The sequence below is a fragment of the Indolivaga alginatilytica genome (assembly GCF_003201355.1).
Taxonomy (GTDB): domain Bacteria; phylum Bacteroidota; class Bacteroidia; order Bacteroidales; family Dysgonomonadaceae; genus Dysgonomonas_A; species Dysgonomonas_A alginatilytica.
In genome coordinates this window covers 22596-47993 of record NZ_QICL01000023.1, presented here as the reverse complement: position 1 = coordinate 47993, position 25398 = coordinate 22596, and the positions used below count along the sequence as shown (strand labels likewise).

21 protein-coding genes are annotated in these 25398 nt (G+C 36.5%); 10 read left to right on the top strand and 11 right to left on the bottom strand.

Going from position 1 to position 25398, the window contains the following annotated elements:
- Positions 1-44 precede the first annotated feature (44 nt).
- On the top strand, positions 45-698 hold the full coding sequence (locus CLV62_RS15640; protein ID WP_110311715.1) for a DUF1349 domain-containing protein: 654 nt from the start codon (positions 45-47) through the stop codon (positions 696-698).
- A gap of 75 nt (positions 699-773) precedes the next feature.
- Here CLV62_RS15640 and CLV62_RS15635 read toward each other — a convergent pair whose 3' ends face one another.
- A complete protein-coding gene (locus tag CLV62_RS15635) occupies positions 774-3170 on the bottom strand; it encodes a transglycosylase domain-containing protein (RefSeq protein ID WP_110311714.1) in 2397 nt (798 codons plus the stop codon).
- A 241-nt stretch (positions 3171-3411) separates the two neighbouring features.
- Between CLV62_RS15635 and CLV62_RS15630 the strand changes: the two genes are divergently transcribed.
- Positions 3412-4194, top strand: coding sequence for a HipA family kinase (locus CLV62_RS15630; RefSeq protein ID WP_110311713.1), 783 nt, complete (start codon positions 3412-3414; stop codon positions 4192-4194).
- Positions 4172-4555 (top strand): DUF3037 domain-containing protein, encoded by a 384-nt coding sequence (locus CLV62_RS15625; RefSeq protein WP_110311712.1) that lies wholly within the window; start codon positions 4172-4174, stop codon positions 4553-4555. Before CLV62_RS15630 ends, CLV62_RS15625 begins: the two co-directional genes overlap by 23 nt.
- Here the strand turns inward: CLV62_RS15625 and CLV62_RS15620 are convergent.
- From CLV62_RS15620 to CLV62_RS15610, 3 genes are all read right to left on the bottom strand, one after another.
- On the bottom strand, positions 4537-5469 hold the full coding sequence (locus tag CLV62_RS15620) for a Ppx/GppA phosphatase family protein (protein ID WP_110311711.1): 933 nt from the start codon (positions 5467-5469) through the stop codon (positions 4537-4539). The genes CLV62_RS15625 and CLV62_RS15620 overlap by 19 nt on opposite strands.
- A gap of 397 nt (positions 5470-5866) precedes the next feature.
- A complete protein-coding gene (locus tag CLV62_RS15615) occupies positions 5867-7075 on the bottom strand; it encodes an alkaline phosphatase family protein (RefSeq protein WP_110311710.1) in 1209 nt (402 codons plus the stop codon).
- A 115-nt stretch (positions 7076-7190) separates the two neighbouring features.
- On the bottom strand, positions 7191-10415 hold the full coding sequence (locus CLV62_RS15610) for a TonB-dependent receptor (protein WP_110311709.1): 3225 nt from the start codon (positions 10413-10415) through the stop codon (positions 7191-7193).
- Between the two features lie 254 nt (positions 10416-10669).
- Here CLV62_RS15610 and xrtK point away from each other — a divergent pair, with 254 nt between their 5' ends.
- The 4 genes from xrtK to CLV62_RS15590 all read left to right on the top strand — a co-directional run bounded on the left by xrtK (position 10670) and on the right by CLV62_RS15590 (position 16226).
- Positions 10670-11197, top strand: a complete 528-nt coding sequence (gene xrtK / locus CLV62_RS15605) for an exosortase K (protein ID WP_110311708.1) — start codon at positions 10670-10672, stop codon at positions 11195-11197.
- Positions 11181-14000 (top strand): MSEP-CTERM sorting domain-containing protein, encoded by a 2820-nt coding sequence (locus CLV62_RS15600; protein ID WP_110311707.1) that lies wholly within the window; start codon positions 11181-11183, stop codon positions 13998-14000. The genes xrtK and CLV62_RS15600 overlap by 17 nt, the downstream gene beginning before the upstream one ends.
- 101 nt (positions 14001-14101) lie before the next feature.
- A complete protein-coding gene (locus CLV62_RS15595) occupies positions 14102-15370 on the top strand; it encodes a putative DNA modification/repair radical SAM protein (RefSeq protein ID WP_110311706.1) in 1269 nt (422 codons plus the stop codon).
- A 94-nt stretch (positions 15371-15464) separates the two neighbouring features.
- Positions 15465-16226 carry a TIGR03915 family putative DNA repair protein gene (locus tag CLV62_RS15590; RefSeq protein WP_110311705.1) on the top strand — a complete coding sequence of 254 codons (762 nt, stop codon included), beginning with the start codon at positions 15465-15467 and terminating at the stop codon, positions 16224-16226.
- Positions 16227-16332: 106 nt separating this feature from the next.
- On the opposite strand, the gene CLV62_RS15585 is transcribed toward CLV62_RS15590, so the two are convergent.
- Entirely contained in the window at positions 16333-16512 is a 180-nt protein-coding gene (locus CLV62_RS15585; RefSeq protein WP_110311704.1) for a hypothetical protein, read from the bottom strand.
- 198 nt (positions 16513-16710) lie between these two features.
- Between CLV62_RS15585 and CLV62_RS15580 the strand changes: the two genes are divergently transcribed.
- A complete protein-coding gene (locus CLV62_RS15580; protein WP_110311703.1) occupies positions 16711-16920 on the top strand; it encodes a hypothetical protein in 210 nt (69 codons plus the stop codon).
- Positions 16921-17058: 138 nt separating this feature from the next.
- Here CLV62_RS15580 and CLV62_RS15575 read toward each other — a convergent pair whose 3' ends face one another.
- The 4 genes from CLV62_RS15575 to CLV62_RS15560 form a co-directional block, all read right to left on the bottom strand.
- Positions 17059-18027: an ROK family protein gene (locus tag CLV62_RS15575; protein ID WP_110311702.1), complete on the bottom strand. Its 969-nt coding sequence runs from the start codon at positions 18025-18027 to the stop codon at positions 17059-17061.
- Between the two features lie 177 nt (positions 18028-18204).
- Positions 18205-18786, bottom strand: coding sequence for a Crp/Fnr family transcriptional regulator (locus CLV62_RS15570; RefSeq protein ID WP_110311701.1), 582 nt, complete (start codon positions 18784-18786; stop codon positions 18205-18207).
- A gap of 20 nt (positions 18787-18806) precedes the next feature.
- Positions 18807-19472, bottom strand: a complete 666-nt coding sequence (locus CLV62_RS15565) for a DsbA family oxidoreductase (protein ID WP_170120073.1) — start codon at positions 19470-19472, stop codon at positions 18807-18809.
- Between the two features lie 342 nt (positions 19473-19814).
- A complete protein-coding gene (locus CLV62_RS15560; protein WP_110311699.1) occupies positions 19815-21395 on the bottom strand; it encodes a peptide chain release factor 3 in 1581 nt (526 codons plus the stop codon).
- 811 nt (positions 21396-22206) lie between these two features.
- Here CLV62_RS15560 and CLV62_RS15555 point away from each other — a divergent pair.
- Positions 22207-23127 carry a ClpXP adapter SpxH family protein gene (locus CLV62_RS15555; protein WP_110311698.1) on the top strand — a complete coding sequence of 307 codons (921 nt, stop codon included), beginning with the start codon at positions 22207-22209 and terminating at the stop codon, positions 23125-23127.
- A gap of 44 nt (positions 23128-23171) precedes the next feature.
- Positions 23172-23471, top strand: coding sequence for a monooxygenase (locus CLV62_RS15550; RefSeq protein ID WP_221409251.1), 300 nt, complete (start codon positions 23172-23174; stop codon positions 23469-23471).
- A gap of 96 nt (positions 23472-23567) precedes the next feature.
- Here CLV62_RS15550 and folD read toward each other — a convergent pair whose 3' ends face one another.
- Together folD and CLV62_RS15540 are read right to left on the bottom strand one after the other, a co-directional pair.
- The gene (gene folD / locus CLV62_RS15545; RefSeq protein ID WP_110311696.1) at positions 23568-24449 is read right to left on the bottom strand and encodes a bifunctional methylenetetrahydrofolate dehydrogenase/methenyltetrahydrofolate cyclohydrolase FolD; all 882 of its coding nucleotides are present in this window, start codon (positions 24447-24449) and stop codon (positions 23568-23570) included.
- Between the two features lie 194 nt (positions 24450-24643).
- Entirely contained in the window at positions 24644-25237 is a 594-nt protein-coding gene (locus CLV62_RS15540; protein ID WP_110311695.1) for a hypothetical protein, read from the bottom strand.
- Positions 25238-25398: the final 161 nt, after the last annotated feature.

Genomic DNA, 25398 nt, shown 5'->3' with positions numbered 1-25398 from the left:
TAAAATATCGCATTAAAAATGAAACGTTACTTAATAAATAAAAGATGAAAAAGAAAATCGCACTTTTAGGATGCTTAGTCGCATTAGCAGGGCAATCGGTTTTGGCTCAAAGTTTAGAAAAGATGCAGTGGTTTAATGAGCCTGAGAAATGGGAGGTTAAAAATAATACTCTCAATATGCAGGTAACCCCCAAATCGGATTACTGGAGAGTTTCGCATTATGGGTTTACGGTAGACGATGCTCCGTTTTATTATGCAACGTATGGTGGAGAATTTGAGGTGAAAGTGAAAATTACGGGAAATTATAAAACCCGATTCGATCAGATGGGCTTAATGCTTCGTATCGACAGTGAGAGATGGATTAAAGCAGGTGTTGAATTTGTAGACAATAAATTCAATATAAGTGCTGTGGTTACCGATAAGAAAAGTGATTGGAGTGTTCTTCAATTAGAGAAGACACCTTCGTTTGTTTGGATTAAAGCGGTAAGAAGACTCGATGCTGTGGAGTTTTTCTATTCATTGGATGATAAGAACTATATTATGATACGTAATGCACCGTTTCAAGATAATATCCCTGTGATGGTTGGTTTGATGGCTGCAAGCCCCGATGGTGATGGTTTCAATGCAAAATTTGAAAACTTTAAAGTGACTCAATTACCAGATCAGCGTCGTCAGGAATGGTTGAAGAATAATCAATAATTATTCATTGCTATAAATAAAAAAAGGTAGAGCTCTAAGTGCTCTACCTTTTTTTGTTTTATCTAGATTTTTGATTTACTCTTCTACGGGTAGTATCAGATTATCAATATCTACGCCCTCTATGGCTAGACTATCAACCGCAGTCGAATCTACTTCTATTCGCTTAGGAGTTTGACACTGATAATTGCGGCTTATCGGCTGTTTAGGTTTTGGAAATTGACCTCGGTAAGTTGCCAAGCTTTTATCGGCAAGTACTTTTTCCATGAAATAGCCAAATATGGGAAGAGCTGTTCTACTGCCTTGCCCTAACGCTCCCGTTCTGAAATGGATGCTTCGGTGTTCGCCGCCTACCCATGCACCACCCACTAACTTGGGTGTTACTCCTACAAACCAAGCATCGGAATGGTTGGAAGATGTTCCTGTTTTACCTCCAAAATCGGTGTCGAAGTTAAAGAGGTTATATCCCCATAAAGCTTGTGATGTTCCTCCCGGCTCCGAAAGTCCCGATCTTAGCATTTCTGTCATTAAGAATGCTGTTTCGTAAGGAATTGCTTGCGTTTGTTTAGGGTTGTAATTGTATATAACTTTTCCGTTTCTGTCTTCTATGCGGGTAATCAATACAGGATCATGTGTCATACCGTCATTGATAACAGTACAATAGGAGTTGACAAGTTCCAGAAGTGATACATCCGACGCACCTAATGATACCGATGGAGTTTCGTTCAATGGAGTTTTTATTCCCATTGTATGAGCAGTTTTAATAACCGCATCTATTCCTACTTCTTTGGCAAGTTGTACCGCTATTGTATTTATAGATCGGGCAAAGGCAGCTTTCAAGTACATTGTATCGCCTGTATAGGTTGCATCAGCATTACGAGGAACCCATTTGGTAGGTTTGCCTTTGTCTATAACGTCCCAATCTGTATATTGATCTATACGAGTATCACATGGCGAAAGCCCATTATTAAATGCGGCTGCATATACAAATAATTTGAATGTAGAGCCCGGCTGACGTTCGGAAGTCACTTTATCATATTTCCACGATCCGAAATTAATATCACCTACCCATGCTTTCACAAAGCCCGTTTGAGGCTCCATAGCCACAAAGCCTGTGTGCATGAAATGTTCCATATAACGGATAGAGTCCATTATACTGATAGTAGTATCTCGTGTGCCTGTATCATAATCGAATACTTTGAGGCGATGAGGCTTATTTAAATAATAATCAATAGAATCGGGTTGATCAGGGAACTTACGTTTCAGGTCTTTATAAGCAGGAGTCTTCTTGGCTATATTTTCAATGAAGTTAGGAATCTCTTTGTGATTCTCATCCTGCCATGGGTTTTCGTTTCCCCAATGACTGTTGAAGTTGCGTTGTATAATACGCATTTGTTTATCTACCGCTTCTTCTGCATATTGCTGCATCTGATAATCAACAGTAGTATATATTTTTAGCCCGTCACCATATAAGTCTATATCATTTTCTTTACACCAATCACTCAAGAAGCTGGCAACAGCGTCTTTGAAGTAAAGAGCCATTCCATTGGCGTTTGCTTCTGTATTATTTGCCAGAATAATAGGAATTTGCTTCAACGAATCGAATTCGGCTTTGGTGATATAGTCTTTCTTCAAAAGATTGCTAAGTACTACATTCCTGCGTTCCATACTATTCTCGGGATTGATACGAGGATTGTATGTGGTAGTTGCTTTCAATAAACCTACTAAGGTGGCTGCTTGTTCTATGGTAATGTCTTGCGGTGTAGTGTTGAAATAACTTTTACTCGCAGTTTTTATACCGTATGTATTACTTCCGAAATCAACGGTGTTGAAATACATGGTAAGTATCTCGTCCTTACTATAAAAAGCTTCGAGTTTTACTGCTAAAATCCATTCTTTGGATTTCATGATTATCATCTTTACTCCCGGTATATATCCCAACAATCCGGTGGAGTATTGCGATCTCACTTTGAACATATTCTTGGCCAACTGTTGGGTAATGGTACTTGCTCCTCGGGCATTGCCTTTGAACATGTCTTTTACAGCAGCAAATAAGCCTTGTACGTCAATACCGAAGTGTCGATAAAAACGTTCATCCTCTGTTGAAATTAAAGATTCTCTCAAAATGGGAGATATCTCTTCGAATTTCACAGGAGTTCTGTTCTCTCTGAAATATTTTCCAAGTATTTTACCATCCGAACTGTATAGTTCTGAGGCTACATTTTGTATCGGAGCATTTACTTCTGATAGTCCGGGCGATTTACCAAACAGCCATAGGAAGTTGATATCCACTAAAAATAAAAAACCGAAAAGGGCTGCAATAAATGTCGCTAAAAGAATAGCGATTCTTTTATACCATCGCGATTTTTTGTAATAGGCTTTGTAATTTGTTGCCCATTTTTTCAGTTTGTCTTTTGTGGATGAAAGAATATCTTTCGTTTTGCTGGTAAGTTCTTGAAAATCAATTTTCTTCATGAATTCTTTGATCGTACTAATGAGAGTGTAAATGTAATAAAATTTAGTTCGGCACAATCATGCTTTTTTATTTTCTTGATTACATGGATTGTTTTTAGATAAACACTTATAAGCGTGATATGTTGTACTTGTTGTATCTTTACTTCTTATTTAAGGTTGTAGACTTTTCTTTATTGCTTTAGTGAGTATAATAGCAATAGTCTGTTATCATTAGAAATGCAGCAGTAAATATTTTATAATTATGGAATTACGGACAGTTAATGTTACAAGATATATTGCTCCTTTGCGAGAAGGCGGCTCTTTGCCGGCTTTGGCAGATGCGGACGATGGGTTTAAATATGTTGTTAAATTCAGAGGCTCGGGGCATGGTACAAAAGCCTTGATTTCGGAACTGATAGGAGGGGTGGTTGCTCAGACTTTGGGATTTCGGATTCCTGAACTAGTATTTGTGAATCTCGATGAAGCTTTTGGACGTACGGAAGGAGATGAGGAAATTCAGGATTTATTACAGAATAGCAAAGGATTAAATCTTGGATTGCATTTTCTGTCGGGTGCATTTACATTCGATCCCGTAGTAAATCAGGTTGATGCAAAACTATCTTCTCAAATTGTTTGGATGGATGCTTTTTTAACCAATGTCGATAGAACTGTTAGAAATACGAATATGCTTATGTGGCATAAGGAGCTGTGGCTTATAGATCATGGTGCTACATTGTATTTTCATCATTCGTGGGTCAATTGGGAGAAGTATGCAGTAAGTCCGTTCACTCAGATAAAAGATCACGTTTTATTGCCAAATGCAAATCTGTTAGATGAGGCTGATATTGAATTCAAAAAGATTTTGACTCCTCAAAAGATCAGTGAAATTGTTGATCTTATCCCTGATGAATGGTTGGAGTGGGGAGATGAAGATGAAACACCAAGCGATATAAAAAATATATACCGTCAGTTTTTAATTGAAAGAGTAAATAATTCCCGAATATTTGTAAAAGAAGCTCAAGATGCAAGGAAAACACTTATATGAATATGCCGTAATTCGTGTTTTGCCAAGGGTTGAGCGCGAAGAGTTTATTAATGTGGGCATTATCTTGTTCTCGAAACAGGCTAAGTATATAAAAGTACTTTATAAGGTGGACGAGAATAAGCTGAAGTTATTTTCTGATGAGGCTGACGTAGAAGAGATCAATTCTATTCTGGAAGCTTTTGAGAAAATTAGCTCCGGCTCGAAGGATGGCGGAGTTATTGCCACATTCGATATTCCGGAACGGTTCAGATGGTTGACAGCAGTAAGAAGTTCGTGTATTCAGACTTCAAGACCCCACTCGGGTTTTTCATCCGATTTGGATCAGACTATTGAATGTCTTTTTCAGGAGTTGGTACTGTAAAGGGCTTTATTCTTTTCACTTAATACCGATTGGTATTGATAGTCTTTTATATATAAGTCTTTTATTATACCGTCTGCTACTCCTATAATGGGCGTTTCTATAACTAATGCTCTCGATAGTTTCATTATTCGAAGGTAGATATTTATGGCCGGCATAATTACCTCGGCTCTGTCGAGGCTTACTTTTAGATTAATTACACGTTCCTCGTAGCTCATAGTTCGAAGCTTACGATAATAAGCGATGAGTTCCTCACGCTTAATGCGACCGCATCGACGAAGTAGTGAGTCTAGTTTGTTAATATTGCCTCCCGATCCTATGAGTGATATTTTGGGGAAGTTCTTACAATGTTCTTCCATCCAGTCTTTCATTGCTTCCCATTCATTTTTTTCTTCCTCGGCAGGTAATGTGCGGAGTGTTCCTAAGCGGAACGAACCTGTTGCTATTTCTTGATTTTTATAGAATAGAATCAATTCGGTACTTCCACCACCCACATCGGTGAAAATATAGGCTCTGTCTTCTTCTTGAAATTCGTCAATATTATTCAGCCTGATATAATGAGCTTCTTCTATTGGGTCTATCATTTCGATGTGAATGCCTGTTTTGTTTTCCACATGAGTAAGTATTTCTGTTGCATTTTCAGCCTCTCTTATTGCCGAAGTTGCACAAGCTCTCCATACCTCTACATCGTTCACTGTTATCAATCCTTGTAAGGATTGCATTAATGTAGTTAGTTTCTCTTTTTTTACATCGCTGATAAATCCGGTTGAGAAGGTATCTTCCCCTAGTTTTAAAGGTATGCGGATTAATTGATTTTTTTTGAAGTAAGGTTTCCCTTTATAGTCAATTACATCTGTAATCAAAAGTCGTACGGAATTTGATCCGATATCGATTGCTGCAAAACGTTTTGTATCCATATTTATGTTTAATTTTTTACAGCCGAAAATTACTTCTCTTAAGTTACATTGGTGTTACTTTCTTATTGCAAGTATATGAAGTATTTATTTTTCGTAGGAGAGAGATTCGGTAAAATAAAAACAAGCGACTAATCACTAGGCACTTGTTTTTTCTAAAAGTAGTAATTTATTATTTTCTAAAAAAGCAGCGAACAAATAAGAATAACCTAAAACAACACGGAACAGATAATTGTGATCTTCTATTACAAATGTCATGATTAATTATTACAGTATTCGCTCTATTTTGTTACTATCGGATTAATTAAGTAGCTCAAAGTATTTAATACTATGTTTTATGATTATAACTGTCTGTAGTTATATTATACCTGCCAAAGTAATGAAAAGGTTTTCGACCTTCTTATTTCTTTTTGTTCAAGAATGGTTTTACTTGCTTAAAGTTCCCGTCATTGTGAGCCGGTTTTACGCCTAATAAATGAGCGAGTAGGGGATATATCGCTGTATTATCAAACGTTTTTCCTTTGTAATTTTCTTTGAAATCGGGACCGAACGCAAAAAAGATGACTTGCATATCGGGATGAGCAGGATCATATCCATGTGCACCTATATTAGGTGATGGCTTAAAGCCAAACTGCCATCCACAAGCAGGAATAACTACAATATCTCCAATGTTAGGATTTGTTCCGTATTTAAGGCTTTTCGGCACTTTATTTTTTCGATATACTTTAATATTATCAATGTTCGACAATGCTTTATATATTGAATCTTGGTTCTCTTTGCTTGCAAATATAGATGTAGGGTTAGTGCCTACTGCCCGCTCGTACCATGATGGTTTCAGATAATCATTAATATTTATAAACCGATCTTTCGAAACATAAGTCATACCATGATCTGCTGTCACTATTAGATTTACTCTATCACCGAAGGGTAGCGATTTTATTCCGTCAATCAGTTTCCCTATAAGACTATCTATGTGATTCACCATTATTTTAGTTTCTTTTCCATTAGGTCCGAAATGATGTCCTGACGCATCGGGTTCATCCATGTATAGAGTGATTAATCGGGGGCGATCTTCTTCCTTTTTATTAAGCATGGCTAGTGCAGTGTCAACCCGTTGCTCAAAAGTGAGTCGTGGTTGTTCTGCCCATTCTTTGTAATAGGTAGGGTATGAGTTTTTGATATTTATATCTGATCCTACCCAGTAAATGCTGGCAGCTTTTACCCCTTGTCGCTGAGCCGTTGTCCAGATGGGTTCACCTTTATAATAATCGGGGTTATAGCGAGTCAGCGAGTCTCCCATGCTATATTGCCTGTTGTTCGCCCTGTCCCAAAATATATTGTTTATAATACCATGATGATCGGGAACAAGTCCTGTTACCAGTGTATAATGGTTGGGGAAAGTAGATGCCGGATACGATGGTCTCATAACAGCACTTACTCCTTTTTGAGCCATTTTATCTAAATTGGGCGTTCCATGTATTTGAGGGTAATCCCATCTAAAACCATCTAAAGAAATTATAATAGTATAATTATCATTGTTCTGAGAATAGAGATTGGAGCCGGAAGCTATAATCAGAAGAATGAAAAATAAGGAATAAAGTCTGTTCATAACCGATTTGTTTTTTATTAGTAGAGACGTAATAGATTACGTCTCTACATGAATACCCTATTGCAAAGTTAATGAATAGGAATTCTTTTTATATATAACCAGGCAGTCTTTTGAGTTAGAAAATGTATCTGACTCCTATTTGAGAACGCCAGCGTGAATTATAATCTGAGATACTGTATAGTTTCTCTCCCGAAGGTTTTGTAAATTGGAATGTTGGTACTCCTTCAGTGTCAACACTTGCAACTGTAACAGGAGCGTATGAATATCCGGGGCTATTGTATAATCCCCACGCACTATTCAATAAGTTTCCTACATTCAGAATATCGAAGTTCACTTGCAATGTATGACGTCTGCCTGAAACATTGATATAGAAATCTTGTGCAATATGAAAATCGAAGTGGTGCTCGAATGGTGTTCTAAGACCATTTCTTTCAATATATTGCCCTTTTTTCTCTCTGATATCTTTAGTCCCGTTGATCCATTCACCCAATGCTGTGCGTTGTTGTTCTATTGTGCTGGTCACAACACCAGCATTAGTCTTGATGTCTTGGAACTTCATACCTGCTAATTCTGTGTCTGTCGGAATGTAAAGTATATCATTACCTGACGCTCCGTCGTTGTTAATATTGTTTTTATAAGTTACAGAATAGTTAGCTCCTGACTGACCGTTATAAAATAAACTAACAGAAGTTGCAAAATTCTTAGCATATTCTTTTCTGTATGATATTGTTCCTATGATACGGTGTGGAGTATCAAAATCCGAATAAGATAATTCAGGATTATTAGGTCCTTGTCTGTTCTCGTTGTAAGACCAGTTAGAAAAAGCTTGGCTTGAAGTTCCATCATTTACACCTTTAGAATGTCCGAATGTGTAAGCGATCATTGTATTTAACCCAAAATCAAATTCTTTTTCTAATTTTCCGGTCACACTATATGTATATCCCTCGCTTGTATTCGTAAGGTAAACAATACCTGTATATTCTTTGGTATATGCAGCGTTGGTTGCCGGGTTTATTCTGGCTGTGTACAACGGGCGTTGATCTCCGCCATTATTCAGGTATTTTCCACTTTCATGTACTGCAAGATTTTTGTATGTTACATTATTAAGAGTCTTAGAGTATAATCCTTCAATAGAACCTCTAAAGCCATTACCCAGATTTTGATCTGCTGCCAAGTTTACACGGAATACTTGTGGGAATTTGAAGTTTTTGTCCACTACATCAATTTCTGAGGTCAAGGCATTAGGTGTAAATTGTTTGGTCGGATCGATCTGGAATTTAAACCCATTGGCGATTGCGTCTTTCATTTCTTGAGAAACGGCTCCGTTTTTATCATATCCCGTTATTCGGGTGCGGCTATATTCAACTCCTGTATTTGAGAAGCTGTTTGATATCCAGACAAAAGGAACACGTCCTGTAAATACACCTAATCCCCCACGAAGCAATGTATTTTTATTTTCGTCTACATTCCATCTGAAACCTACACGAGGTGATAGCATTACTTGGGTTTTTGGCATTTGGTCTGTTGCAATTTGATATTCCTGTGCAATGGCAGAAGCATTGAATGCTTCGTTTTTGCCGGGAGTATCAAGAAATATTGGCAGATCGACTCTTAATCCATAAGTTAAGTTGAATTTGTCTGTTACAGCCCAATCGTCCTGTCCGTAGAAACCCAATTGAGCAGCACCGAAAGAGGGTGCCCAGTTTTTACTTCCTGTTATATCTTCACGCGAGAATGAATAGTTATATTCGTTAGGAGCTACCTCATTGGCTGTGCCTACAGATAGAAAATCTTCTATAGAGTTGTAGATATAAGACCCGAAGTTATCTCTGATGAAAAGGTTTTTCATCTTGAAAAGTTCATTGTGTGTACCAAAAGTAATGGTATGATTACCTTTATACCAAGTGGTATTATTGGTTAATGTCCATACGTCCTGATCTAACGAATTTGCGGGAGAGTAACGTTCTGTTCCCATTTCGATAGAGTTGGTATTGGCTAGGTTTACCTTTATATAAGGTAAAGCCTGTCCCGAAAATTCACGGAAGTCGCGTACACGTGTATAGCCTACACGAAATTCATTAAACCATTCTTGCGATAATCTTGAATTCAATTCTCCGACAAACGAATTCGTCTTGTTATTCATATTATATCCGTTGTCATTCAAACGAAGTGCATTGGCTGAATTCGAGAAGTTTAATTGAGAGGCTTCAACATAACTGTATCTTACAGTTGCTTTGTGTACCTTATTTATATTCCAGTCTATTCTTGCTAATAATTTGGTCGCTTCGGTGTTGACATCTTGTTGTCCGTATCCGCCACCGTTATATCCGCCAGTCAATGAGCTTAATTTATTAATAACCTGATCGGCTTGCTCTTTGGTTATGTTAGAACCTGCTCCAACATTATAAGACGATGGATAAGTTTTTTCGACCTTTTCGGCATTGGCAAAGATGAATAATTTATCTTTTACAATGGGTCCTCCGATTGTAAAACCGTATGTTTTTTCAGACTGATTGGTAAGCTTTATTCTGTTTTCGATATTTTTTCCGGCTGTTTTTCCAACTAAATCCTGATTGTTGAAATATCCATAAAGTGATCCGTGTACAGTATTTGTTCCCGATTTGGTGATGGCATTGATACCTCCACCCGTAAAGCCGCTTTGACGTACGTCGAAAGGTGCTATAACCACTTGAATTTCTTCAATTGCATCCAAAGAAATAGGATTTGCTCCCGATTGTCCGCCGTTGGTTCCGCTTGAAGCTAGTCCAAAAACATCGTTATTTACAGCACCGTCTATCTGGAAGCTGTTGTAGCGGTTGTTGCTGCCTGCAAAAGAAAGTCCGGATCCCGATACTACTGCCTGAGGTGTTAGTTTTGCCACATCGTAGATACTTCGCGATACGGTGGGCATATTTTCGATCTGCTGTCTGTTGAAGTTACTTGCCGCTCCTGTTTTGTTTGCATTGAATTGAGATACTCCGGTAATTACTACTTCGTTCAGCATTTGGTTATCCTGCTCAAGTTTGATCTGAACATCAAAGGTTTCTCCCAAGCGTAAATTAATTCCGGATTGAACATACTTATTGAATCCTAATAACGAAATCTCTAAAGTATATGGGCCGCCTGTTCTCATTCCCTGAATAAGGAAGCGTCCACTTTCGTTTGCAGTGCCATAATAAGTAGTTCCCGAAGGAGTATGAGTTGCAATTATTACGGCTCCCGGAAGGATATCCGAATCATCTGAGACTCTGCCCGATAAAGAAGCTGTTGTTACTTGTGCAGATACAAACGAGTTTATACCTGTTAAAAGAACGATGAGTAAAAGAATAAATTTTTTCATACATTAATTTAATTTATACATTTTGTTAGTACAAAAGAATAGCATAACTATTTCGTTAATGCGAACAGAACGTTACGTTCCTGTTAATTAACTTTATAGTCATACATGCCTGTATGAGAATTTATTCGATCTTTTTTTGTTGTAGTTGTGGTGCAAATATCTTCAAAAAAAATGAAAAATATAGAAACTCTTATTTGTAAAATGTAGTATTTATATAAAATAAATCATTTACTTTGTGTTTCAAAGTTCTTTTTATGGTTAAGAGAGAGATTATATACATTGGAATCTGTTTTTTGATATTTGCATGTCTGAGATTTGTATTCGCATTCCTCGATGCAAATATGATGCAGTTTTTATTGATGCCCACAAATAAGCTAATAGAAATTATTATCGGGTCAAAAGCTGTATACATAGATGAAGTCGGCTACTTCCATTCGCAATTGAATATTGTGATAAACAAATCGTGCTCGGGATATACTTTCTGGCTGATAGGTTTTCTGATGGCTTCTTTTGTACTTATCAAATCGCAAAAGATCAATTTCTTATTGATAATCCCCCTTTCTCTTTTTTTATCATATGTGGCAACCCTATTGGCTAATGTATCGAGAATAACAGGATATATTCTTTTAATGAGGGGTAAACTTCCTCAGTATATTGATCCTACCGGCACATGGTTGCATCAAATGGAGGGAATTTTTGTATACCTCTCTTTTCTAATCTTGTTTTTTTTCATATTAAACTACACTATCACTAAAATAAAGGATAATGAAAAAATTGCTTGATCCCAGATGGATTTTTATTGTAAACACGTTACCTGTACTTCTTTTAATTTTTATAGGTTGGAGTGAACTGCATATTATAGAAAGTTTTCTCTCTGCTAGTGAATTATGGTTGTGGAAGCTATTTGCTTTGAGCCTTATCGGCTTGTCTGGATTATCGTTTGCGTATGCGACTATTCAATGTGTAAGAAAAAAGCATATCTGTATTTTTTATAGCGCTATATCATTGGTTATTTATGCTATATATTTATATGTATATGCGAATTATTCGGACGATTTTGTTCCTTGGAATGTACCTCGCTGGTTATTCTCTGGTAATATTTATTTATATGTAGGTACTTTTTTGATGCCTACACTCATCCATTCATTGTTATGCTTGGTGTTAATTCTCACACCTCATACCAAACGAATGAAAGCTTGGCCTAATATTTTAGCAGCACTGTTTATTCCTGTTTTATTCTATGTATTTGGTATTTTATTAGCTCCTTTATGGACAATAGTGTCTTCTGATGGACATCATATATTGATCAGTTTAATGATTATAGGGATCACCTTTTTCTTGTTTTTCCTGATCCGGTTTCTGTATATACTGATCTCGGATAAGACAATCCGGAAGGAGTATGAATTGTTCTGGAAAATACCTGTTGCTCTACTATTTCCTCTATTAGGGTTATTTCTCAATAGCTTCGTGGATGATTTATTTGGTGATTTTTCGAGTTATGCATTTCCTATACTAGCTGTAGTGAATGGAGTTTTGATTTGTTTACCATCTTTCGAGAATCGCAAGGTTCGACTATTTGTATTCTTTGGTCGATGTGCTACTTTTCTATATACCTTCTATTTCTTCTTGGTCTTTTTGCCTTTTCTACCTCTATCTGTTTTCGCTATATTGCTTATTGGTACTGGTTTTTTGATGCTTACACCTCTTTTGTTGTTTATTATTCATTTAGATCTGATTTACGAAGATTTTAAATACCTGAGAACATTATACCGTAAATCATTATTATATCCGATAATGATTGTTGGCTTCTTCATTTTACCCATAGGTGTTTCGCTAAGCTATCAGTATGAAAGATCGGTTTTATTCGAAACCCTTGAATATCTCTATAGTCCCGATTATACAAAGGAGTATGATTTGAATGCAGGTTCGGTACTGAAAACTCTGAAAGTAGTTGATGAAAACAAACAGAGTCAGTTTTTCTATAATTCAACGCCTTACTTATCAAGTTATTTTAAATGGTTAGTTCTTGATAATTTGAATCTTTCGTTTAATAAAAAGCAATTGATTAAGAACGTTTTTTCTTATAATGAATCTCCTGATCAGGAAACAGAGGAGTTAGCTAAAGTGGGTAACGCAGAAATAAGTATAATAGATATTCAGCACCGAAGCCAATATGATAAAGAAAAAGCGGCATGGGTTAGTTGGATCGATTTGTCAATAGAAAATCGGCTTGCCTCACTTCGGAATTCTGAATATATAACACAAATAGATTTGCCTGACGGTTGCTGGATAAGCGATTACTATTTATATGTAGGAGATATAAAAGAGATGGGTATCTTGGCTGAAAAAAAAGCTGCCACATGGGTATTTTCCCAAATACGGAACGAAAACCGTGATCCGGGGATGCTGCATTATCTTTCGGGTAATAAGGTGGATTTTCGAGTATTTCCTTTTAGCACAGGAGAGGTGCGACGTACAGGTATTCAATTTATTCACAAAGATCCGGTAGTGATTAATATCGATGGGCATTCTGTTGCATTGGGTAGCGATTCCGGTGTAGAAAAGACGATAGGTGTAGAAAGCCAGGTGAAAAATCAGATAGAGAACGAGAAGCGCGAAGTTGTGTATGTTTCATCTAAAGAAAAACAAAGTCTAAAAACTGTATCCAGAAAGCCCTATTATCATTTTATTGTAGATATATCCCATGCGACCTCTGATAAGCAAAGGCAAAATATCTCAGATATAAAAGGTCTGCTTAATAAGAATATAATAAGTGGGCAAGGAGCCCGAATCTCTTATACGGGAACCTATGTCAAAACCAAAGAAATGGCTGAGGGATGGGAAGAGTATCTGAAATCTCAATATACGGAAGGCGGCTTTTTCTTGGATAGGGCGATAAAAAAAATATTGTTCGAATCGTATACTAATCCTAAAGATACTTATCCTATTATTGTAGTGGTGAGTGATAATATTCAGAAAGCCATTGTATATAATGATTTTGCAGATTTAAAATTTACATATCCGGAGAATGATAAATTCTATGGTTTAAATGGCGAGCGTTTATCTTCTTATTCATTGTTTGAGGATGTGCGAAGTATTGTCGAAAGCGGAGTGACAGCATTCCCCGAATGTAAGGTGAAAGTATGGCCATCGATAGATAAACCTTTGTCATATCTGCCTAACGACAGTTTGCCATCCATAGTATTAAATACTAAGAGTAAGGTGTTGAAGAGTAATCTCGCCAGTATCAAAGAAAAGAATTGGGAATCGGGATTATTAATACAGGGGCAATGGATGTTGCAGGCTCTGTATCCTCAAACAGCAGATGAGCAATGGTTGCCATTGGTTCAGAATAGTTTTAAATCCAGAATATTGACACCGCTTACTGCATATATTGTTGTGGAGAATGAAGCACAAAAAGAAATGTTGAAGAAGAAACAAGAAGAAGCTTTGTCGGGAAACAGATCGTTAGATTTGAATGATGATACGCAACGCATGTCGGAACCAAGCCTCTTTGTAATGCTATTTCTCTTAGGTTTACTTTATTTATTCTATAAAAGGCGAATGCGTAAATCGAAATTGTAAATAATTATTATTGAGTGTATTACACGTGTTTTTAACAATGATAGCTCTTTTAATGTTTTTTGAGCTGATCTCTCATTTGAAATAATTTTCTTTGTAGTACTATGAACGAAAACGTACTCGAAAAGTTAAAAACACTTGCCGAATCTGCAAAATACGATGTGTCTTGCTCATCAAGTGGTACTGTCCGAAAGAATACTCCGGGTGGTATCGGAAATACGGTCGGAGGTATGGGGATTTGTCATAGTTTTACAGAAGATGGAAGGTGCGTATCGTTGTTGAAAATAATGCTTACCAACAATTGTATTTATGATTGTGCGTACTGTATCAATCGCAGGAGCAACGATATCAGGCGTGCCACTTTTACCGTACAGGAACTTGTTGATTTGACGATAGAGTTTTATCGCCGCAATTATATAGAAGGGCTATTTCTCAGTTCGGGAGTAATTAATAATCCCGATTATACTATGGAACGTATGGTGAGGGTTGTTAAAGAACTACGAACCGTTCATCGGTATAATGGGTATATTCATATGAAAAGTATTCCCGGAGCAAGTCAGGAATTGGTAAATGCTGCCGGATTGTATGCCGACCGTATGAGCGTGAATATTGAGATACCTACCGAGAAAAATCTCCAGTTACTTGCTCCCGAAAAAGATCATCTAAGCGTATTCAAACCGATGAAGTACATCCAACAAGGGATGCTTCAAAGCATCGAAGAGCGGCAAAAGTTCCGTTTTGCTCCACGGTTTGTTCCTGCCGGGCAGAGTACTCAAATGATTGTAGGTGCAACCAACGAAAGCGATAAAGATATTCTTACACTGTCTTCTGCGTTGTACAGGCGTCCCAGTATGAAACGGGTCTATTATTCGGGGTTTATTCCTGTTAATAGTTACGATACACGTTTGCCTGCATTAAAACAAGCTCCGTTGGTTCGCGAAAACAGACTGTATCAGGCAGATTGGCTGATGCGTTTTTATGAGTTCAGAGCCGATGAGATTGTAGATGATGCCTACCCTGATCTCGATCTTGAGATTGATCCTAAATTGTCTTGGGCTTTGCGTCATCCGGAGATGTTTCCGGTTGATGTAAATAAGGCTGATTATTCGTTGATTCTCCGTATTCCGGGAATCGGGGTGAAATCTGCAAAGCTGATTGTTACTTCCCGAAGATATGGTAAACTGAATGCTTATCAGTTGAAAAAGATGGGTATTGTGATGAAAAAGGCTCAATATTTTATCACCTGCAATGAATTACCTATGAATACTATAAACGAGGTGAAGCCAGAGTTTCTTCGAAAGATTCTGACTGAAACTAAAAAGAAAAAAGGAGAGATAGATCAACAGCAACTCTCGATTATCTTCCCCGATTAAGGTCAGTTGACAATTATCAGTTATCAGTTATCAGTTATCAGTTATCAGTTATCAGTTAACATGTCTACTCGTTTACTTGTAACTAATTCTAAATATGATTGTATTCTTTTACGATAAAACATTCGAAGGTTTTCTTACTGCTGTTTTTGATGCATACAGTAGGAAAATTTTCCCTGATAAATTATTAGGGGAAGGGAGTATCGCCCCTATGTTTATGGAGGAAAGTTACACGGTCATTACACAAGAAGACAGATCTGCACGTGTATGGGCTTCTCTGCAAAAAAAGTTGTCGAAGACTGCTTGTAATATGCTTAATTATGTATGGCTTTCGGAAGAAGAGGGTAGCGACGATCTGTTGTTCAGGTACATTCGAAAAGTATTTGATAATGTGCATTCTATCGAGATGAATTTTGGAGATGATGATGTGCTTCAAATTCATCAATTAGCTAAAAAGGTGGCAAAAGAAGAACTGTATCTGAAACAATTTATTCGTTTTCAGAAAGCGGCTGACGGAATTTACTTTGCTCCCGTTTCGCCTGTCTATAATGCTTTGCCTTTGGCTATAAGCCATCTGAAAGATCGATTCTCGGATCAAAGGTGGGTGGTTTATGACTTAAAACGAAAATATGGATATTATTATGATCTAAAAACTGTTATCGAAATAACACTGACTGACGACGAGCATCTTTTGACCGGAAAATTGAATGATGCTCTCATGGCAGAGGATGAAAAGTTGTTTCAGGAATTATGGAAAGGATATTTTAAATCGATGACCATAAAGGAACGGATCAATCCAAAGCTGCACCGACAGCATATGCCTAAACGTTTTTGGAAATACCTTACTGAAAAACAGTAATTATAGTTTAATATTGTTTATCAATGCTATGTCTACAAAAATATCAGAACCGTTCTATTCCTAAAAAAAATAGAGCGGTTCTGATATTATAGATATAAACTGATTATCACTTTTCAGTTTTTGCCTTTTCATTTTCATTGCTGATATTTACATCTTCGCGATAAGCATGTAAATGTTCAGACTCGGATCTTTTCTTATCACTACACAGACCTTCACTTTTTTTCATGGGAGCTCCCAATCTTCTATCTAAGTCAGCCTTGGATGTAGAATCGTTTTCTTGTGCCATAATAGTGTTTTTTTAGGTTGTAAATGTCTCATCCTTATTGATCGGACTACAAATTAGAACAATATAGAAGAGTGAATTGTTTAATAAGTAACGATTAAATAGGATCAACTGGTCGGAAATATGCGAAAAGCGAACTTTAATTAAGATAGTATCTTATTTATGTAGATAAAGAAAAATACGAACTTAAAACTTACTGCTATGATTAAAGGGAATGCGTTACAAATATTACGAGACAAATATACTGAGATAGAAGATGATATAACTTTCAGGGAATTTGTAGAATTACAAGCTGATAAGGATCCGAACTTCTATAGGAATTTATTTGATGAGAGCTCAGAAAATGATACTGCAACTCCTTTAACGGAAAGGCAGATTCAAGCTTATAAAGATTTTCTGGATAGTATCTGATTGGATAAGTTCTACTGCAATCTTTCAATTATGATATATGTGTAAATGTAAATAGTTGGAGTTGTTTCTATAAAATGACAAAGCCCTGAAATTTTCATTTGCAGGACTCTTCAGTATGCGGATATTATGGAATACTTTTTATGCTTCGACTAATTTCGAGTTCCAAGCCAATAAGCTTGTCCCCAGAATGATGGCATCCGAATTTTCAATATCCGATGTCAGTATCTTTGTTTTTCCGATGTATATCTGCAACAAATTTTCTTCAAATGATTTTTGAATAGCCTGCATAAAGAATTCATTTGATTTTGCCACTTTTCCTGAAAGTATAAATGCTTTTGGGCTTGAATAGGCAATAAGGTCAGATAATAACTGCCCTAATATATCACCCGTAAAGCGAAAAACTTCTTTAGCAAGAGAATCCCCCTGTATAGATGCTTCGTATATATTCTCAAACGTTAATTCGTTTTGAGGTATATTTCGTAATGTACTCGTTTCCTTACTTGATATAAGAAGTTCTAAAGTTGTAGTAATTATTCCATCTGTCGAACAATATGCTTCTAAACAATCTTTTCGTCCACATTTGCATATTCTGCCTCTGTCGTTATGTACATTGATATGTCCCGATTTTCCCGAGAAAATTTTATGACCGTATATTATTTCACCGTTGGCAACGGCTCCCCGGCATACTTCATTGTCAAGTGATAGAAGTATAAAGTCTTTCATTCCCTGAGCTATACCATATTCCATCTCCCCCATTGCTGCGGCATTTGCTCCATTGGTCAGGGTAACGGGTAATTGTAGCTTATCAGCCAATATCTGAGCTATAGGGGTATTTCCACTCCATGTATGTTCGGGTGCAAATTCCACACATCCTGTAAAATAATTACCGTCAGATGAACTTATGCCTATACCCTTAATGTAATCAATACCTCCTTGCTGTTCAATTAAAACGGAAAGGTGATTATATATTGCATCTATATATTCGGCGATGTGTTGATAATCGGTCTTAACAGAACTCTTGCTGATAATATTACCTTGTGTATCTACAATACCTATCGAAGTAGTGGTATTGCCCATATCAATCCCTATAGCAAATGTTTTAATCATGGTTGAAATATAAAAATTGGTACTTATTTCGGTTATTCAGGTTTGTTATTCATAGAGAGCTTGTTAAGATTAGTGCATCTCGAAAAAATAACGGTCAAAGATCAAGAATAGTCAGGAAATAAAAAATGATATATATCAAGTAATGATTCCGGGAGTCTTAAAAGTATACAAAATAAATTACCATTGCCCTGATCGAACACGACTTAGCGATTCGGGTGTCATCAATAAGTAGGAGGCAATATGTGCTATGGGTGCGCGTTTAGCTGCTTGCGGATATTCTTTGATAAAACGTTCGTAGCGCTCGCGAACACTCTCGAAACGCCACGAATCGGCTTTCTGTTGGGATAAAATAAGGGTTGCTTCCAGAAAACGACGGTATAAAATACCTACCTCGGGTTTATGAAAAGATAATACTTCTATTTCGTTATAAGGAATGCAATATAAGACGGTCGATTCCAATGCTTCTATAAGCAGACGTGTCGGTTCTTGACGAAAGAAGCTTTCTATGCATACGGCAACGTTGTTCTCACATGTAAAATGCTCGGTTACATCACGACCATTTTTATAATAAAATTGTCTGACCAGCCCTTTATCTACATATTGAATGTACTTGCTTACTTGGCCGTCTTTCAGAAATAGTTCACCCTTTGATAACTCCTTACATTGGAGTATCGATGCAAAGCTTTCCAAATCTCCAGGAGAAAGGGGATGCTCGTATTTTAAGGATATTTTCTCGGCTATTTCTGTTTTGTCTTGCATAGATGATCGTTATTCGATACTTAATTGTTATAAGCTTTGTTTAAAATATCCAGAAATGCAGAGCTGGGTTGTGCTCCCGAAATCGCATATTTACGATTGAGAACAAAGTAAGGAACACTTGTTATGCCGAATACGCCTGCCTCTTGAATATCATAGCTAACCTTGTCGTGAAAGTTGTGACTGTTGAAAAGATTTTCGAGTTCATCCTTTCCTAATCCTACACTTAATCCTATTTCGGTTAGAATGTTTTTATCATTCACATTCTTTCCCTCGGTGAAATATGCTTTGAATAGTAATTCTTCTATATCGTTCTGAGTTTTATTTCCCTTTGTTTTTGCAAGATGACTCAGACGGTGAGCATTGATGGTATTTGCAACCACCACTTTATTCATATGAAAATCAAGCCCGCTTTGTTTTGCCATATTCACAACATTTGTAAATAGACCTTCGGCTTGTTGCGCAGACATTCCTTTTTCTCTTACAAAAGAATCTATCAACGATTCGCCATGTGTATCTTCGGGTACATTAGGGTTCAGTTGAAATGATTTCCATTCTACTACAACCTTATCTTTGTGTGGAAATTGTGCCAGAGCTTCTTCGAAATGGCGTTTAGCTATATAACAGAACGGACATGCAATGTCGCTCCATATTTCTACTTTTAAATTGCTTGCTACGGTAAATGACATATAAAATGATTTATAGAGACCAAATATATACATTATAGGCAGATATTTATCTATGCTTATGATCTCTTGTTGCAATATACTTACAACAACTAAGGTCTCAGACCTTTTTATTGCTTTGGCAAGTATAACAACCAGAGATAGTTATATTGATAAAATACCGCATTAAATATTTAAGGCTACTTAACTCCTGAAAAAGATTACTCGATGTGTGTATATGATTTTTAATCTTATCTTTTTGTATAATTGTTCTCACCTTTTCTAAAAAAGAAAGAGGAATTCTGTTGAACTCCTCTAATTCTATATATTCTTAATTCAGAATCATTGCATACCTGAAATTTATTATCAGAATTCAGATGTAAAATGGAAACGAATGTTTTTGAAATCCTGTTGAGCCATCATCAGCACATAGTTAGAGTCGGCAAGAAATACATCTCTGCCTTCTTTATCTTTTGCCATGTACTGAGCTTTTCTTTTCTTGAAGTTTTCAATTTCTTCAGCGTCGTCGCTTTCAATCCAACATGCTTTGTGTAAGTTGATTGCTTCCCATTTACATTGTGCTCCATACTCATGAAGTAATCTGTATTGGATAACCTCAAATTGAAGTTGTCCTACCGTACCTATAATCTTACGTCCGTTGAACTGGTTTGTAAATAGTTGAGCAACACCTTCGTCCATCAATTGATCTATACCTTTTTGAAGTTGTTTGGTCTTCATTGGGTCGGCATTTTCTATGTACTTGAACATTTCCGGCGAGAAGCTTGGTAAGCCTTTGAAGTGTAAATTTTCTCCTGATGTAAGAGTATCTCCAATTTTGAAGTTTCCCGTATCGGGTAAACCTACTATATCTCCTGCATATGCTTCGTCAACAGTTTCTTTCTTCTGAGCCATAAAAGCTGTAGGAGAGGAGAAACGCATCAGACGATTGAAACGCATATGCTTGTAATTGACATTACGTTCAAATTTTCCCGAGCATATTTTAACGAAAGCTATACACGATCTGTGATTTGGATCCATATTAGCATGTATCTTAAAGATAAATCCGGTGAAAGCTTCTTCATTCGGATTCACTTCTCTTTCGACGGCTTCAATAGGGCGGGGCGAGGGTGCTATTTTCACGAAACAGTCTAGTAATTCTTTTACTCCGAAGTTATTTAAAGCCGAACCAAAGAATACGGGAGCAACTTGCCCTTTCAAATAACGATCCATATCCAAATCAGGATATACGCCTTCAATAAGCTCTATATCTTCACGAAGTTTTTCAGCTAACGAGTTGCCAATGTGACTCTCCAATTCAGGATTGTTAATGTCGCTAAAGGCTATAGACTCTGTTACAGTTTGTTTACTTGGCGTATATAGGTCGAGTTTCTTTTGGAAAATATTGTAAACACCCTTAAATTGTTGACCACTATCTATGGGCCAGCTCAGAGGGCGTACTTTTATTTTAAGTTCTTCTTCCAATTCATCAAGAAGGTCAAACGGATCTTTCCCGTCTCTGTCCATCTTGTTTATAAAGATCATTACCGGAGTATTACGCATTCTACAAACCTCCATAAGCTTGCGTGTTTGCGCTTCTACACCTTTGGCTACGTCTACTGCTATAATCACACTATCCACAGCGGTGAGTGTACGGTAAGTGTCCTCAGCGAAATCCTGATGACCGGGTGTGTCGAGAATATTTATTTTATATCCGTCATATTCGAAACCCATAACTGATGTTGCTACCGAAATACCACGTTGTTTTTCGATTTCCATCCAGTCGGAGGTTGCTGTCTTTTTTATCTTATTCGATTTTACAGCTCCGGCAACGTGTATTGCACCTCCAAACAAAAGGAGTTTCTCGGTTAATGTTGTTTTACCGGCATCAGGGTGACTGATAATTGCAAATGTGCGTCGTCTTTGTATCTCTTTTTCTAATTCGCTCATATAAATGATGTCTTCTTTTTTCTCGTCAAAAGCCTCTTCTTTTATTTATTGTTATAGAATTGAGACTCAAGAGTCTTACTGATAACAATATTAAAATGTTTTTGGAAGGTTTGTCGCCTTCATTTGAGTGTGCAAAGATAATATATAAACCAATAGCCCGAAAACAATTAAATAACTCCTTTTTCCATAGGGCTTCTTTTCTGTTAATGAAATTTATATTTTTCTTAAAAAAGATGTGTTAATTAACGCATTCTTGCTAACCAAAGTTAAATAATTATGTTTTTAAGCATAATTTATTCTATTTAGTTTTGAAATTAATAATTCATATCTATATTTGCACCGTGTTTTTCATAGTATTAGATTTAAGGTTAATAATTGAGGAGTAGGTTGTCGGGATGACAACCTCTTCTTTTTTGTACACGTTTCTCGCTCTGCAACAGGGAATCTAAGGTTTGAGAACAAGGAAAGATCCAAATTTTGCTTACATCTTCCCAGAATGTTATTGTGACAATATCTACTGTCGTTTTGTGATTTGCCTTTTTTATTTGCAACTTTTTATTTACTGCTTACAATCAAAGGTTGATTATAGTCCTTTTGCCACCTTTTTCTCAAAAGGATGGGAAGCCAATTCATCTATTTTTTTATCAGTTATATCAGTAGTCATATTTTTTTGACTTATTGCAGGTTATGAATTATCTGCAGACCTTTGTACAGAGATAATATAAGTTATATGATACGAGAATGTTTTATTTTGGCAATTGCCGTTTTATGTTCAAGTAGTTGTTATAATCAAACTAAAAATGACAGAGATATGGAAACTAAAAATCCAATATTATGTGACCCTGAAACGGGGTTTTGTGAAATCCCGGGAATAAATACAAATAAAGAAGCCCTTAATAATCCACAAGTAAAAGAAAAAACAGTTCGGCTGGTATATTTTACCGATCCCATTTGCTCTTCCTGTTGGGGGATCGAAGGTCAATTAAGAAAGTTGAAACTGGAATATGGTCACGAATTGACAATAGATTATCGTATGGGAGGTTTATTGCCTTCATTCGATAATAATTATAACAGTGGAGGAATAACGAAACCTGCGGATGTTGCAGTGCATTGGGATCATGCAAGCGATTATTATCAAATGCCAATAGATGGAAACGTCTGGCTGGAAGATCCCTTGTCATCGTCTTATCCGCCATCTATTGCTTTTAAAGCCGCCCAACTGCAAAGTGAGGAGAAAGCGGTCGCTTTTCTAAGGTCAATGCGTGAAATGTTATTTTTACAGAAAAAAAATATTTCGAAGTGGGAAGTATTAGCAGAGGCTGCACGTCTTTCGGGATTAGATATTACAAAATTGAAAGACGATTATGAGGGAAAAGCCCAGACTCTTTTTCAGGAAGATTTGAATCTGTCTCGTGAAATGGGTGTACGTGGTTTTCCAACGATCTACTTTTTTAATGATACGGGATTGCAGGAAGTAGTATCTGGTTCTAAACCTTATGAGTCTTATGAAAAAGCTATCCTGAAATCTTTTCCGGAAGTTAAAAGAACGGATTATTCGAAAGATGCTCTGGAATTGGTTCATAAATTTGGCAGTATAACGATTAAAGAACTTTCTGTATTGGCGGAGATAAGTATGTCGGATGCTGAGAAAGAATTACTACGTTTACAAAATGAGAATAAATTAGCGGTCATAGTTTCCCGAAAAGGGAATTTGTGGCGACTTAAAGAGTAATCCGATTAATTTTACAAATCTAAATAACATTAATATATCCAATTATGGTACTAATACAAATTAATTTTGATTTTCCTGCCGAGATGATGGGAGATGCACTGACAAATGGGGCTAAGCAATTAGCGGAAAGTATTAATAACGAAGATGGGTTTGTTTCCAAAATATGGATAGAAAATACTGAAACTGAAGAAAGTGGTGGTATATATCTATTTAAAGATATGGCTTCTGCCGAAAAATATGCCCAGATGCATGTAAAACGTGTTGAAGTAATGGGGGCAAAGAATATTACAAGCAAGTTTTTTAATGTAAATGAAACTCTGTCTATAATAAATCACGGGATTTAATTCTTGATAAGAATCCTAAAATATCAGGAGTAATATTTACGTTACTCCTGATAATTTATTTTAAAATCCGTCAAAGCTAAAAGATAGAGTAGTTATCTATTTGTAGATTTCTTTTTTTCCTGCAAGGAGTGTGTTTTTCATCAAAGAGATAATAGTCATAGGTCCTACACCTCCGGGTACCGGAGTGATAAACCCTGCTTTGGTCGCTACTTCATCAAAAGCAACATCGCCTTTTAGTTTAAAGCCCGATTTTGTTTCGGCAGATGGTACTCTTGTAGTTCCAACATCAATTACTGTTACTCCTTCTTTTACCATATCTCCTTTCAGAAATTCGGGAACGCCCATTGCTGCGATTATGATATCGGCTTCGAGGCATATCTCTTTGATATTGGGAGTGCGGCTATGACATACTGTTACCGTTGCATCTCCCGGATACCCTTTTTGCATCATGAGACCGGCTATAGGTTTGCCTACAATGTTACTTCTGCCTAGTACAACACAATTCTTGCCTTGTGTGGGTATATTGTAACGTTTCAGTAGTTCAACTATACCGGCAGGTGTTGCAGAGATAAAGCAAGGAAGACCGATTGACATACGACCTACATTGATCGGATGAAATCCGTCAACATCTTTACGGTAGTCGATTGCCTCAATTACTTTTTCTTCAGATATATGTTTGGGTAGGGGTAATTGTACAATAAAACCATCTACATCTGCATCTTTATTCAATCTTTCGACACATGCCAGAATTTCTTTTTCGGTAACATCACTTTCATATCTGATAAGCGTTGACTTGAATCCTACTTCTTCGCATGTGCGTACTTTATTCGAAACATAGGTTTCGCTACCTCCATCGTGTCCGACAAGAACAGCGGCTAAGTGTGGTGTTTTTCCGCCATTTGCCTTTATAGTGTTTACTTCTTCGGCAATCTCTTTTTTTATTTGGGAGGCTATAGCTTTCCCGTCAATAAGTTGCATAGATATTGTATTTAGTTCTAAATAAGGTCACAGACCTTTTTATTGCTTTGATAAGACAGTTATAAACTAGATGAGCATTTGATTTACTCTTTATACAAAGATGTGAAGAATCTTAAAAGCAAAAAAAGGAGCATTCACTTTTAAATTGCTCCCTCTTATGTTTATTCTGGATTCAGTCGAGTGTAACTGAGTATTTACTGGAATAAATCAGATGAATTTTTATCCTCTTCTAGTTTTGACTTAATTTTATCAAAATCCAATTGAGCAATTAATTCATCGATTTCCTGAGGGTCTGCAAATACCCAATAAATTGTCTCATCGATATATTGATTTGAAGAAGAGGTTACTTTCTGCACCAACGTCACAACATGCTTTCCGCTTTCAAGGATCATGAAACTAGGTTGAAGTTTTTGACCAAAAGAAAAAAACCATTTAGAACCTTGCCAGCAAATTGTAGTTTTAGGAAGCCTGAGATCCATAGACTTTGATAGTTCTGTAACATTATTATCTTTAGCGACCTTAGACCATTCTACAAATTTGTCTTTCATTTGAAGTAATATACTATTAAATTCTTTAATCTGGTCGCTTTCTATTAAAACCATAGTTCGGTTGTCGCTTTTCGCAGGCACTTGAATGTATACAGAAAATTTTCCATTTTTAATTTCTCCCGCCTCAATATCATATACTTTATTAAAGTAGCTAGAAGAATATGACCCTACCGTTTTTTCCGCAAAGGACGCATTTGAAATGAGAAAGATACATACCAAAAATACCAATTTAATTTTCATAATTAAGTAAAATATTAAGTTAATAAATTTTCAGCAAAGCTAGAAATAAACATTAAATAGTAGAAACCGTTCAATTATTATTTGTTTAGAAAATTCTACTACTTTGAATTTTCCTTAAGTTTGCTATCTATTCTTTTGTTTTTATTCAATACTTTTTTAAT

Excerpts from the sequence above, each read along its gene's own strand:
- CLV62_RS15615 (WP_110311710.1), bottom strand. The coding sequence starts at position 7,075 with ATGAACAGACTTTATTCCTTATTTTTCATTCTTCTGATTATAGCTTCC.
- xrtK (WP_110311708.1), top strand. The coding sequence starts at position 10,670 with ATGGTTAAGAGAGAGATTATATACATTGGAATCTGTTTTTTGATATTT.
- CLV62_RS15585 (WP_110311704.1), bottom strand. The coding sequence starts at position 16,512 with ATGGCACAAGAAAACGATTCTACATCCAAGGCTGACTTAGATAGAAGA.
- CLV62_RS15600 (WP_110311707.1), top strand. The coding sequence starts at position 11,181 with ATGAAAAAATTGCTTGATCCCAGATGGATTTTTATTGTAAACACGTTA.
- CLV62_RS15625 (WP_110311712.1), top strand. The coding sequence starts at position 4,172 with ATGCAAGGAAAACACTTATATGAATATGCCGTAATTCGTGTTTTGCCA.
- CLV62_RS15635 (WP_110311714.1), bottom strand. The coding sequence starts at position 3,170 with ATGAAGAAAATTGATTTTCAAGAACTTACCAGCAAAACGAAAGATATT.
- CLV62_RS15565 (WP_170120073.1), bottom strand. The coding sequence starts at position 19,472 with ATGTCATTTACCGTAGCAAGCAATTTAAAAGTAGAAATATGGAGCGAC.
- folD (WP_110311696.1), bottom strand. The coding sequence starts at position 24,449 with ATGCAACTTATTGACGGGAAAGCTATAGCCTCCCAAATAAAAAAAGAG.
- CLV62_RS15610 (WP_110311709.1), bottom strand. The coding sequence starts at position 10,415 with ATGAAAAAATTTATTCTTTTACTCATCGTTCTTTTAACAGGTATAAAC.
- CLV62_RS15590 (WP_110311705.1), top strand. The coding sequence starts at position 15,465 with ATGATTGTATTCTTTTACGATAAAACATTCGAAGGTTTTCTTACTGCT.
- CLV62_RS15555 (WP_110311698.1), top strand. The coding sequence starts at position 22,207 with ATGGAAACTAAAAATCCAATATTATGTGACCCTGAAACGGGGTTTTGT.
- CLV62_RS15580 (WP_110311703.1), top strand. The coding sequence starts at position 16,711 with ATGATTAAAGGGAATGCGTTACAAATATTACGAGACAAATATACTGAG.
- CLV62_RS15595 (WP_110311706.1), top strand. The coding sequence starts at position 14,102 with ATGAACGAAAACGTACTCGAAAAGTTAAAAACACTTGCCGAATCTGCA.
- CLV62_RS15640 (WP_110311715.1), top strand. The coding sequence starts at position 45 with ATGAAAAAGAAAATCGCACTTTTAGGATGCTTAGTCGCATTAGCAGGG.
- CLV62_RS15630 (WP_110311713.1), top strand. The coding sequence starts at position 3,412 with ATGGAATTACGGACAGTTAATGTTACAAGATATATTGCTCCTTTGCGA.
- CLV62_RS15575 (WP_110311702.1), bottom strand. The coding sequence starts at position 18,027 with ATGATTAAAACATTTGCTATAGGGATTGATATGGGCAATACCACTACT.
- CLV62_RS15560 (WP_110311699.1), bottom strand. The coding sequence starts at position 21,395 with ATGAGCGAATTAGAAAAAGAGATACAAAGACGACGCACATTTGCAATT.
- CLV62_RS15550 (WP_221409251.1), top strand. The coding sequence starts at position 23,172 with ATGGTACTAATACAAATTAATTTTGATTTTCCTGCCGAGATGATGGGA.
- CLV62_RS15620 (WP_110311711.1), bottom strand. The coding sequence starts at position 5,469 with ATGGATACAAAACGTTTTGCAGCAATCGATATCGGATCAAATTCCGTA.
- CLV62_RS15570 (WP_110311701.1), bottom strand. The coding sequence starts at position 18,786 with ATGCAAGACAAAACAGAAATAGCCGAGAAAATATCCTTAAAATACGAG.
- CLV62_RS15540 (WP_110311695.1), bottom strand. The coding sequence starts at position 25,237 with ATGAAAATTAAATTGGTATTTTTGGTATGTATCTTTCTCATTTCAAAT.